The organism is Staphylococcus sp. GDY8P131P, from assembly GCF_017891975.1.
Classification (GTDB): Bacteria; Bacillota; Bacilli; order Staphylococcales; family Staphylococcaceae; genus Staphylococcus; species Staphylococcus nepalensis.
Genome location: NZ_JAESKF010000002.1, coordinates 507894 through 520397, shown reverse-complemented (window position 1 = coordinate 520397; position 12504 = coordinate 507894). Strand labels below are relative to the sequence as shown.

The 12504-nt window shown below is 33.7% G+C and carries 8 protein-coding genes; 5 read left to right on the top strand and 3 right to left on the bottom strand.

Going from position 1 to position 12504, the window contains the following annotated elements; translation table 11 throughout:
* Positions 1-126: 126 nt before the first annotated feature.
* Positions 127-477, bottom strand: a complete 351-nt coding sequence (mscL, locus tag KA894_RS03085) for a large conductance mechanosensitive channel protein MscL (RefSeq protein ID WP_096809895.1) — start codon at positions 475-477, stop codon at positions 127-129.
* 207 nt (positions 478-684) lie between these two features.
* Between mscL and KA894_RS03080 the strand changes: the two genes are divergently transcribed.
* From KA894_RS03080 to menI, 3 genes are all read left to right on the top strand, one after another.
* Positions 685-2328 carry a BCCT family transporter gene (locus KA894_RS03080; RefSeq protein ID WP_318270804.1) on the top strand — a complete coding sequence of 548 codons (1644 nt, stop codon included), beginning with the start codon at positions 685-687 and terminating at the stop codon, positions 2326-2328.
* A 308-nt stretch (positions 2329-2636) separates the two neighbouring features.
* On the top strand, positions 2637-5342 hold the full coding sequence (acnA, locus tag KA894_RS03075) for an aconitate hydratase AcnA (RefSeq protein ID WP_096809892.1): 2706 nt from the start codon (positions 2637-2639) through the stop codon (positions 5340-5342).
* Positions 5343-5631: 289 nt separating this feature from the next.
* On the top strand, positions 5632-6093 hold the full coding sequence (menI, locus tag KA894_RS03070) for a 1,4-dihydroxy-2-naphthoyl-CoA hydrolase MenI (protein WP_096809889.1): 462 nt from the start codon (positions 5632-5634) through the stop codon (positions 6091-6093).
* A 291-nt stretch (positions 6094-6384) separates the two neighbouring features.
* Here the strand turns inward: menI and KA894_RS03065 are convergent, their stop codons facing one another.
* The gene (locus KA894_RS03065; protein ID WP_096809887.1) at positions 6385-6681 is read right to left on the bottom strand and encodes a HesB/YadR/YfhF family protein; all 297 of its coding nucleotides are present in this window, start codon (positions 6679-6681) and stop codon (positions 6385-6387) included.
* 400 nt (positions 6682-7081) lie between these two features.
* Positions 7082-7690: a glycerol-3-phosphate 1-O-acyltransferase PlsY gene (plsY, locus tag KA894_RS03060; protein ID WP_210133697.1), complete on the bottom strand. Its 609-nt coding sequence runs from the start codon at positions 7688-7690 to the stop codon at positions 7082-7084.
* A 202-nt stretch (positions 7691-7892) separates the two neighbouring features.
* Between plsY and parE the strand changes: the two genes are divergently transcribed.
* Positions 7893-9887 (top strand): DNA topoisomerase IV subunit B, encoded by a 1995-nt coding sequence (parE, locus tag KA894_RS03055; protein ID WP_170006944.1) that lies wholly within the window; start codon positions 7893-7895, stop codon positions 9885-9887.
* Complete coding sequence (parC, locus tag KA894_RS03050) at positions 9884-12286, top strand: DNA topoisomerase IV subunit A (protein WP_210133689.1); 2403 nt, start codon at positions 9884-9886, stop codon at positions 12284-12286. The genes parE and parC overlap by 4 nt, the downstream gene beginning before the upstream one ends.
* Positions 12287-12504: the final 218 nt, after the last annotated feature.

Here is a 12504-nt window from a genome sequence, read left to right as displayed (position 1 = left end):
CTCGTCAGCGTGTTTTATGTCATTAAATTAATTAAAATCCCTTATCCATGATAGTGTTGTTGCTAAAATAGATAAGGGATTTGAAATGTTTTGACTCTAAAATTTAAATAATATCGCTGTGTAAAATTAATTTTTTTCGCGTAATAAATCGCGAATTTCTGTTAGTAACACTGTGTTTTCTTCGATTTCCTCTTCTTCTTGTTTAATTAAAGTGTTCGCAATTTTAACAAAAATAAATAATGCAAAGGCAATAATAATAAAGTCTATAATTGATTGCACGAACATACCATATTTAATCCCCATAAAAGACCAACTCTTGGCGAAGTCAACTGTACCAAATATTAAACCAATTAAAGGCATAATAATGTATGAAACTAAAGCGGTTACAATTTTGTTGAAAGCTGCCCCCATAACTACAGCTACTGCTAAATCTAGAACATTACCTTTTAACGCAAATTCTTTGAATTCTTGTAGCATATTAATTACCTCTCTTAATTTAATATAAAAGTTATTATACAATATTTAATAAATTAAGAAAATACTTTTTGAAAGTGAATTTGATATTAACATAGATGTTTGTTATTCTTATGAATGATTAAACTAAAATATAGAAAAGTAATTAATTTTTCCAATTTTCTTTTTTGATTTAAAAACTTAATATAATATGAAAGGGAGTAATTTATTGTGAATTCTTCTGAAAATCAACCGAATGGTAAGAAGATATCGCCTGTTTTTATCTATAGCGCAATTATTACTGGTATAGTTGTTTTAATTGGTGCAATAGTTCCGGAACAATTTGACACTGTTACAAATACAATAAAACTATGGATCACTGACAAATTAGGTTGGTATTATTTAATTCTTACGACATTTATTGTTTTCTTCTGTGTTTTCCTAATATTTAGTCCTATCGGTAAGTTAAAGCTAGGTAAACCAAATGATAAACCGGAATTTAATACAGTGTCTTGGTTTGCGATGCTGTTTAGTGCCGGTATGGGAATTGGTCTTGTATTCTATGGTGCTGCTGAGCCTATGGCAGATTTTGCTGCGCCTCCAAATGCAGATCCTAAAACTACTGCCGCGTATACTGAAGCGTTACGTTCAACATTTTTCCACTGGGGCTTTCATGCGTGGTCAATCTATGGTGTAGTTGCCCTAGCGCTTGCATATGCACAGTTTAGGAAAGGTGAACCAGGACTGATATCTAGAACATTACGCCCTATTTTAGGTAATAAAGTAGAAGGCCCAATTGGGACAGTAATCGATGTGTTAGCAGTATTTGCTACAGTTGTCGGTGTTGCTGTGTCCTTAGGTATGGGCGCACTACAAATTAACGGTGGCTTAAATTACTTATTCGGTATTCCAAATACTATTTGGGTACAAGCAATTATTATTGTAGTAGTTACAATACTGTTTATTATGAGTGCATGGTCTGGATTAAGTCGAGGTATTCAGTATTTAAGTAACTTAAATATTAGTTTAGGTGCAATATTAATGATTGCAGCTTTAATCATTGGACCAACGATTTTGATTTTAAATATGATGACAAGCTCAACAGGTAGCTTATTAAATTCATTCTTATTTAATACATTTGACACGGCTGCCCAAAACCCTCAAAAACGTGAGTGGATGTCTAGTTGGACGCTTTACTATTGGGGTTGGTGGTTAAGCTGGAGTCCGTTCGTTGGTATATTTATCGCACGTGTTTCTAAAGGACGTTCAGTGCGTGAATTTATCGCAGGTGTACTTTTAGTACCTGCTTTAGTAAGTTTTGTATGGTTTAGTGTATTTGGTGTTCTAGGTATTGAAACAGGTAAAAAGAATCCTGAATTATTCAATATGACAGCTGAAACACAACTATTTGGTGTATTTAATGAGATACCATTTGGCATTGTTTTATCATTAATTGCGCTTGTTTTAATCGCTTCATTTTTTATTACTTCTGCAGACTCTGCAACGTTTGTGTTAGGTATGCAAACCTCGTTTGGTTCATTAGAACCATCAAATGTTGTTAAAGTAACTTGGGGTATTGCGCAATCACTAATTGCATTTGTATTACTATTTGCAGGTGGCGGCAATGGCGCTGACGCATTAAATGCAATTCAAAGTGCGGCCATTATTAGTGCGTTACCATTCTCTTTTGTAGTAATAATGATGATGACTTCATTCTACAAAGATGCCAATAAAGAACGTAAATTCTTAGGTTTAACATTGACGCCTAATAAGCATAGACTTCAAGACTATGTACAATATCAACAAGAGGATTTTGAAGATGAAATGATTAATAGAAGAGCGCCTCTAAGAGATACGGAAAAATCCAAGAAATAAAGTTATATCTAAAGAAAGTGGGACAGAAAACATTTTTTTAAATGTGATTGCTGTCCCACTTTTTGCTTTTATAAATATGTTTATAAACCAAGACAATGTCCTTATTAAAAACAATGATAATCATTCTCATTTAATAATATTAACTTATTACACGAAACACTTACGATAAGTTTTACTTATACATACTGATTGTAAATTCAAATCTAAATTATAGATGTTTATAATAGTAGGTAGTTGTTTTAAGTTACATATAATTATACAATTTAATTAACGGCATATAATTACTAAAAATTTCAAGGGGGATTTATATGGCTTCTAATTTAAAACAGCAAGCGAAAAAGTCGTTCGAGCTAAATGGAAAATCATACACATATTATGATTTAAATACTTTAGAAGAACAAGGGTTAACTAAAGTATCAAAATTGCCATATTCGATTAGAGTATTATTAGAATCTGAATTAAGACAAGAAGATGGATTTGTTATTTCTGAAGAACACATCAAAGCGTTGTCTGAATTCAATAAAGGTACAGAGGGTGAAGTACCTTTTAAGCCATCACGTGTTATTTTACAAGACTTCACTGGTGTTCCTGCAGTAGTTGACCTAGCGTCATTACGTAAAGCTATGAATGATGTTGGGGGAGACTTAAACAAGATTAACCCAGAAGTGCCAGTAGATTTAGTTATTGACCATTCAGTTCAAGTCGATAGCTATGCAAATCCAGATGCACTAGAAAGAAACATGCAATTAGAATTTGAAAGAAACTATGAACGTTATCAATTTTTAAATTGGGCTACAAAAGCATTTGATAATTACAGTGCGGTACCACCAGCAACTGGTATCGTCCACCAAGTTAACTTAGAGTATCTTGCTAATGTGGTCCATGCACGTGAAGTTGACGGTGAAATAGTGGCTTTCCCTGATACATTAGTTGGAACTGACTCTCACACAACTATGATTAACGGCTTAGGCGTATTAGGTTGGGGTGTTGGTGGTATTGAAGCAGAAGCCGGAATGCTTGGTCAACCATCTTATTTCCCAATTCCTGAAGTAATTGGTGTTAGATTATCTAATGCGTTACCACAAGGGGCAACTGCAACTGATTTAGCATTACGTGTTACTCAAGAATTACGTAAAAAAGGTGTTGTCGGCAAGTTTGTAGAATTCTTTGGTCCAGGTGTAGAACATTTACCATTAGCTGATAGAGCAACAATTGCAAACATGGCCCCTGAGTATGGTGCAACTTGCGGTTTCTTCCCAGTAGATGAAGAATCTTTAAAATATTTACGCTTAACTGGTCGTTCAGAAGAACAAATTGAATTAGTTAAAAAATATTTAGAAGAAAATAGCATGTTCTTTACTGCGGATAAAGATGAACCAGAATACTCTGACGTAGTCGAATTAGATTTATCTACAGTTGAAGCTTCACTATCAGGTCCAAAACGTCCACAAGACTTAATCTTCTTAAGTGATATGAAAGAAGAATTTGAAAAATCTGTTACTGCGCCAGCGGGTAACCAAGGGCATGGTTTTGACGAAAGTGAATTTGATAAGACAGCAACCATTGAATTTAAAGATGGATCTACAACGCAAATGACGACTGGTGATTTAGCAATTGCTGCGATTACATCTTGTACGAACACATCAAACCCATATGTTATGTTAGGTGCTGGGTTAGTAGCGAAAAATGCAATTGAAAAAGGCTTGAAAGTACCTGAATACGTTAAGACTTCATTAGCGCCTGGTTCAAAAGTTGTTACAGGGTATTTAAGAGATTCTGGATTACAAGCATATTTAGATGAACTTGGGTTTAACTTAGTAGGTTATGGTTGTACAACGTGTATTGGTAACTCGGGTCCGCTATTAGAAGAAATCGAAAAAGCGATTGCTGAAGAAGACTTACTTGTAACTTCTGTTTTATCAGGTAACCGTAACTTTGAAGGACGTATTCATCCACTAGTTAAGGCGAACTATCTTGCTTCTCCTCAATTAGTAGTTGCTTACGCACTTGCAGGTACGGTTGATATTGATTTGCAAAATGAACCTTTAGGTAAAGGTGAAGACGGAGAAGATATCTACTTAAAAGATATCTGGCCATCAATTAAAGAAGTAGCTGACACTGTAGATAGTGTCGTTACGCCTAAATTATTCAAAGAAGAGTATGAAACTGTTTACAACAATAATGAAATGTGGAACGAAATTGACGTGACAGATCAACCGTTATATGACTTTGATCCAGAATCAACATATATCCAGAACCCGTCATTCTTCCAAAATTTATCAAAAGAACCAGAAGCGATTAAATCATTAAATAATTTACGTGTTATGGGCAAATTTGGCGACTCAGTTACGACTGATCACATTTCTCCAGCAGGTGCTATCGGTAAGGATACGCCAGCAGGTAAATATTTATTAGATCATGGCGTACCGATTCGTCAATTTAACTCATACGGTTCTCGTCGTGGTAACCACGAAGTAATGGTACGTGGTACATTTGCGAATATTCGTATTAAAAACGAATTAGCACCAGGTACTGAAGGTGGTTTTACAACTTACTGGCCAACTGGTGAACAAATGCCTATATATGATGCAGCTATGAAATATAAAGAAGATGGTACTGGATTAGTAGTGCTAGCTGGTAACGATTATGGTATGGGTTCTTCACGTGATTGGGCTGCTAAAGGTACAAATTTATTAGGTGTTAAAACGGTTATCGCTCAAAGCTATGAACGTATTCACCGCTCGAACTTAGTTATGATGGGTGTCTTACCATTACAATTTAAAGATGGTGATTCATCAGAGAGCTTAGGATTAGATGGTACAGAAATTATTTCTGTAGATATCGATGAAAATGTAAAACCGCATGATTTAGTAAAAGTAACTGCTAAAAAAGAAAACGGTGAAGTCATTGATTTTGAAGCAATTGCGCGTTTCGATTCACATGTAGAAATTGATTATTATCGTCACGGCGGTATTTTACAACTGGTATTAAGAAATAAATTAGCAAACGAATAAATGATTTGCTATTGATTCAAATAAATAAGTGAGGCTAGTATATAAAATAGTTTAGCTTCACGGATGACTGAATAGTAAATGGTTGGGATGAGAAACAATTAAATTAATATTTGGTCGTTTATAAGGATGCGTAGCTCTTATGCTAGGACTAAGCGCTTATATTCTTTTCCAATCATTCTTACCGGGTGGGCAATGAAATCATTTTAGAAAATGTGATTTCTGTTCCACCCCTTTTTTATGTTATTATTTATATAGTATGATATGAACAATTGAAAAGAGGACGTTTATAATGATTTATAGTATGACAGAAATTCCTTCACGCTATGCTGAAACTGATCAAATGGGTGTGATATATCACGGTAATTATCCTACTTGGTTTGAAGTAGCACGAACAGATTATATTTCAAAATTAGGTTTTAGTTACAAAGATATGGAAGATTCAGGCATCATTTCACCAGTTACAGATTTAAATATTAAGTACATTAAAACAATTCAGTATCCAGAAACAGTGAAGATTAAAACGTGGGTCGAAAAATATACACGCTTAAGATCTATATATTATTATGAAGTATATAATAATGATGGAGAACTAGCTACTACTGGCTCTACAGTGTTAACTTGTATACGAAAAGATAACTTTAAGCCTATTCGATTAGATAAGTATTTTCCTGAATGGCATGCAGTATATTCAGAAGTAGAAAAGCGAAATAAAGCAGGAGAAGATTTAGAGGTTGTGAATGGTTTATCATAGTTAAAATAAGTATATGAATTGTGCATGAATATACATAAATTTTACGGGAGTGTATTTTGGGGATGTACACTAATACTTATAACACTAAAAAATTTATACAAATCAACAAAAAGGAGGCCGGACATAGATAACGTCTTGACCTCGCATACTATATAGACAGTAGACGACTAGAGCTGAAATATAAAAGCGGAACAGAAATCCCAAATATGATTTCTGTTCCGCTTCTTTTTTAAGTATATAATTCATATATATGATTAATAAACTGTGTTGAGTTTATTTTAGCTATTAAAATTATTTAGCACTGTAAGAAATTTCATCCACGCTATCACTGATGTCTATGAATAAATCATGGTCTTCAAAATACCATAAATCCTTTTCTGCAATTACTACATCTAAACCATCAAAATGATTTTCGTAACCAATTTCTACATCGTCTTTTTGATCAACACTGAATGCAGGGCTAAATCCTTGTTTTAATTGGAATTCTCCACCATAGCGAACGAAAAATTGTAAGACTTTGTTATCTTCAGGTAAATCAAGTTCATCTTTAAACCAAGATACAGCGTTATCTGAAAGTTTTATATCCATAATAAAAGTCCCCTCTCATTTCACAAGTTATAGCTTGTGACAATTGGTTACTAATTTAAAAAATTAGTATTATTTGTATTACCCAATTTTGAGTAATAATAAAAGTAGTATAACATATTTAATCTTAATTTTCTTTAAAACAAATTGATTTATTATTACGCATTTACAGCTATAATGATGATTTAAAAAAGAGCGGAACAAAAATCCAATCTCATCATAAGACTTCCTTGTTCCGCTCAGATATTGGCTTCTCAATTTAAAAAGTGCGATATTAGCATATTTTCAAATGAGTTGTTTCTAATTAATATTATATTTTTAGACTGAGACATTGGTTGATGTCCCAGCCTAAGTAATATTTTGTTACTATTTACTTATTGATTGCTCGTGACACGTGTAATAGTTAAATCCATTTAATTTTAGGCTCTTCACCTTTAAAAATTCTAACAATATTTGTGCGATGTCTGAATATTAATAACACACCCACAGCCATACTCACCACAAGGAGAATATAATCTCGAATAAGTAACGCACCAATTACGCAACAGATTGACGCGATAATACTTGATAGTGATACATATTTCGTTAAATATAATATACCAAAGAAAATTGCTGCTAATATGATTAATAAGATAGGGTTGATTCCAAGTATAACGCCGGCACTGGTTGCAACTGCTTTTCCCCCTTTAAACCCAAGATAAATCGGGTAAACATGACCTAGAATCGCAAATGCCCCTACGATGAGTCCATTTGTAAAAAATGTACTAATAGCACCGTCTGCATGAACTGGAAGCCATAGTGGGAAGAATACAACGATAAACCCTTTAAATATATCTAAAAAAGTAACTAGGAACCCTGCTGGTTTACCTAATACTCTAAAGCTATTCGTCGCTCCAGTGTTCCCACTACCGAATTGTCTAATATCCTTTTTGAAAAATAACTTACCTATTACATAGCCACTTGGGAAAGCACCAATGAGATAACTTAGTATTAACATGATAATTATCATCACCATACATAATCCACATCCTTTAATGACATTAGAATTATTTTACCACATAAGACCATAGTTAGACGAATAAAATTTATAAGAGTAGTAAAACACGGTTCGATTATAAATTTGATACTTGCAATTTATCAAGATTTATATAAGAATAACTAATGTATAGTTTTAAAAACGAACGTACGTTTGTAGGAGGGCGAAACGATTGGCAATGAATAAACAAAATAATTATTCGGATGATTCCATTCAGGTTCTTGAAGGGTTAGAAGCCGTAAGAAAGAGACCCGGTATGTATATTGGGTCTACTGATAAACGTGGTTTACATCATTTAGTATATGAAGTTGTCGATAATTCCGTCGATGAAGTATTAAACGGCTTTGGTAGTGAAATTTTAGTTACGATAAACAAAGATGAGAGTATCACTATAGAAGATGATGGACGTGGTATGCCAACAGGTATTCATACGTCAGGGAAACCTACAGTCCAAGTTATATTTACAATACTTCACGCAGGCGGAAAATTTGGACAAGGTGGATATAAAACGTCTGGTGGTCTACATGGTGTGGGTGCATCAGTAGTAAACGCATTAAGTGAATGGCTGGAAGTAGAAATTTATAGAGATGGCGCTATCTATAAGCAGAAATTTAGCCATGGTGGCTTACCAGCTACAGGCCTGGAAAAACTAGGAAAAACTAAAAAAACTGGTACTAAAGTAACTTTTAAACCAGACGCTGAGATTTTCAAGTCAGCCACATCTTTTAACTACGATGTCCTTAGTGAACGTTTACAAGAATCTGCATTTTTACTTAAAAATTTAAGAATAACGCTTAAAGATTTAAGAGCGGGCAAAGAAAGAGAAGATGTATTCCATTATGAAGATGGGATTAAAGAGTTTGTAAGCTATGTCAATGAAGGTAAAGAAGTATTACATGATGTGGCCAATTTTGCGGGAAATGCGAATGACATAGAAGTAGAAGTAGCATTTCAATATAATGACCAATATTCAGAAAGTCTTTTAAGTTTTGTTAACAATGTACGTACTAAAGATGGTGGTACACACGAAGTTGGTTTCAAAACAGCAATGACACGTGTCTTTAATGACTACGCAAGACGTATAAATGAATTAAAAGAAAAAGATAAAAACTTAGATGGAAATGATATTAGAGAAGGTTTGACAGCTATTATTTCAATTCGTATTCCAGAAGAGTTGTTACAATTCGAAGGTCAAACTAAATCTAAATTGGGTACACCAGAAGCAAGAAGTGCTGTAGATTCTGTTGTATCTGAAAAATTGCCATATTACCTTGAAGAAAAGGGGCAATTATCTAAAACCCTCGTTAAAAAAGCATTGAAAGCCCAACAAGCAAGAGAAGCAGCTCGTAAAGCAAGGGAAGATGCACGTTCGGGTAAAAAAAATAAGCGTAAAGATACATTGTTATCAGGAAAGTTAACGCCAGCACAAAGTAAAAATACAGAGAAAAAAGAACTTTATTTGGTAGAGGGGGATTCAGCTGGTGGCTCTGCTAAATTAGGTCGTGACCGTAAATATCAAGCAATTTTACCACTTAGAGGTAAAGTGATTAATACTGAGAAAGCACGTTTAGAAGATATATTTAAAAATGAAGAAATCAATACAATTATTCATACTATTGGCGCTGGTGTCGGTAATGAATTTAAAATAGAAGATAGCAATTATAATAGAGTTATTATTATGACAGATGCCGATACAGATGGCGCTCATATCCAAGTATTACTATTAACTTTTTTCTTTAAATATATGAAACCTTTAGTAGAAGCTGGGAAAGTGTTTATAGCTTTACCACCGTTATATAAACTAGAAAAAGGTAAAGGGGCTTCTAAAAAAATAGAGTATGCTTGGACAGATGAAGAATTAGAAAAACTTCAAAAGAAATTAGGTAAAGGATTTAGTTTACAGCGTTATAAAGGTTTAGGAGAAATGAACGCGGATCAATTATGGGAAACGACAATGAACCCAGAGACAAGAACGCTTATTCGAGTTCAAGTTGATGATGAATTGCGTTCATCTAAACGTGTAACAACATTAATGGGAGATAAAGTAGCTCCTAGACGTGAATGGATTGAAAAACATGTTGAATTTGGACTTCAAGAAGATCAAAGTATTTTAGATAATAATGAAATTCAAATACTAGAACAGGATTATTCCGATGAGGAGGAAATAAATTGAGTGAAATAATTCAAGATTTGTCGCTAGAAGATGTTATTGGCGATCGATTTGGTAGATATAGTAAATATATCATTCAAGAGCGTGCACTGCCAGACGTTCGTGATGGTCTCAAACCTGTTCAAAGACGTATTTTATACGCAATGTATTCCAGCGGTAATACATTTGATAAAAACTTCCGTAAAAGTGCGAAAACGGTTGGTGACGTTATCGGACAATATCACCCTCATGGTGACTTGTCAGTTTACGATGCAATGGTCCGTCTGAGTCAAGATTGGAAATTACGCCATGTATTGATAGAAATGCAAGGTAATAATGGTAGTATAGATAACGATCCAGCAGCAGCGATGCGTTATACTGAAGCGAAATTAAGCAGGATTTCTGAAGAATTATTAAGGGATATCAACAAAGACACAGTGCCATTTATGCCGAACTATGATGATACAACTATGGAACCAATGGTTTTACCAGCACGCTTGCCGCATTTGTTAATCAATGGAAGTACAGGTATTTCTTCAGGGTACGCTACTGATATACCGCCACATAACCTAGCTGAAGTGATACAAGCCACTTTAAAATTTATTGACAATCCTAATATCACAGTAAGTCAATTAATGAAATATATTAAAGGCCCTGATTTTCCAACAGGTGGTATTATTCAAGGGATAGATGGTATCAAGAAAGCGTATGAGTCTGGAAAAGGTAAAATTGTAGTTCGTTCAAAAGTAAACGTTGAAGAATTGCGAAACGGTAGAAAAGAATTAATTGTCACAGAGTTACCATACGAAGTTAATAAAAGTGCGCTCGTTAAAAAAATGGATGAGTTACGTGCAGATAAAAAAGTTGATGGTATTGTAGAAGTCCGTGACGAAACTGATCGTACTGGTTTACGTATTGCTATTGAATTAAAGAAAGATGTTAACAGCGAAGCGGTTGCGAATTATTTGTACAAAAATACAGATTTACAAGTTTCATATAACTTTAATATGGTTGCAATTAGTGAAGGTAGACCAGTACTTATGGGTGTACGTCAGTTTATAGATAGTTATCTTAATCATCAAATTGATGTGGTGACGAAGCGTACGCGTTTTGAGTTAGATAATGCAGAAAGTAGAATGCATATTGTAGAAGGTCTAATGAAAGCACTATCTATTTTAGACCAAGTGATTAAACTTATTAGAAATTCTAAAAACAAAAAAGACGCTAAAGACAATTTAGTAGCTGAATTTGATTTCACAGAAGCACAAGCTGAAGCAATTGTAACATTGCAATTATATCGTTTGACGAATACGGATATCGTGCAATTACAAGAAGAACATGATGAATTAAAGGCTAAAATAGCGTATTTAAAAAATATATTAGATAATCACGATGCTTTATTAAATGTTATCAAAGACGAATTAAATGAAATTAAGAATAAATATAAACAAAAACGCTTATCTTCAATTGAAGCAGAAATCAGTGAAATTAAAATTGATAAAGAAGTTATGGTACCAAGTGAGAATGTGATGGTGAGCATTACAAAACATGGTTATATTAAACGAACTTCTTTACGTAGTTTTAACGCAAGCGGTGTAGAAGAACTTGGGGTTAAAGATGGCGATATGATGCTTAAATATCAAGAAGCTAACACGTTAGATACCGCGTTAGTGTTCACTAATAAAGGTAGATACCTTTATATACCAGTGCATAAACTTTCAGAAATTAAGTGGAAAGATTTAGGGCAACACGTTTCACAAATCGTCCCAATAGACGAAGATGAACATGTCATTGATGCTTTCTGCGAAAGTGATTTCAAGCCCGAAGCATTTTATATTTTAGCTACACGCAATGGCATGATTAAGAAAAGTAATGTTTCTATGTTCAAAACATCACGTTATAATAAGCCGTTAGTGTCCATGAAATTAAAAGGTGATGATGAAATCATAGACGTAATGAGAATAGAAGACGCCCAAATACTTACTGCTATAACATATAAAGGTATGTCATTAACTTATAATAGCGATGAGTTATCAGACACTGGTCTTAGAGCAGCTGGGGTGAAATCTATCAACCTTAAAGATGAAGATTATGTCGTGTTAACGCAAGTTATTAATGAACGTAGTTCTATATTAATGGCGACGCAACGTGGATCATTAAAACGTATAGGATTTAAAGTATTACAACAAGCGAAACGTGCACAACGTGGTATTACACTTTTAAAAGAACTTAAAAAATTACCACATCGTATCGTCGCAGCTCATATAATTCATCCTGATGATACGACTTATACCATAACTTCTAAACGACACGAAGAAAGTGGCAATATCAAAGACATTCATTTATCAGAACAATATACAAATGGTAGTTTTATCGTCGATGTAAAAGAATTTGGTGAAGTGGAAAACTTAATCATCAAATAAGGTAATTTTAAAATTTCTGTTAGTAAATACAACAATATAATGATAAAATACCATTAAGTTGCCATAAAAATAAAACAAGAGATTTATAGTAACGTGAAATAGTGTTGCACAAAGCTTTACGATTTGTACTTAACTTATTCATTCATTTTCCTGTGTACATAAATAATTTATCGTTTTCTGTGCACAGAACATATGCTATAAATCTCTTGATTTTATTA

Coding starts and splice junctions, on each gene's coding strand:
- mscL (WP_096809895.1), bottom strand. CDS start 477: ATGCTACAAGAATTCAAAGAATTTGCGTTAAAAGGTAATGTTCTAGAT.
- acnA (WP_096809892.1), top strand. CDS start 2,637: ATGGCTTCTAATTTAAAACAGCAAGCGAAAAAGTCGTTCGAGCTAAAT.
- menI (WP_096809889.1), top strand. CDS start 5,632: ATGATTTATAGTATGACAGAAATTCCTTCACGCTATGCTGAAACTGAT.
- KA894_RS03065 (WP_096809887.1), bottom strand. CDS start 6,681: ATGGATATAAAACTTTCAGATAACGCTGTATCTTGGTTTAAAGATGAA.
- parE (WP_170006944.1), top strand. CDS start 7,893: ATGAATAAACAAAATAATTATTCGGATGATTCCATTCAGGTTCTTGAA.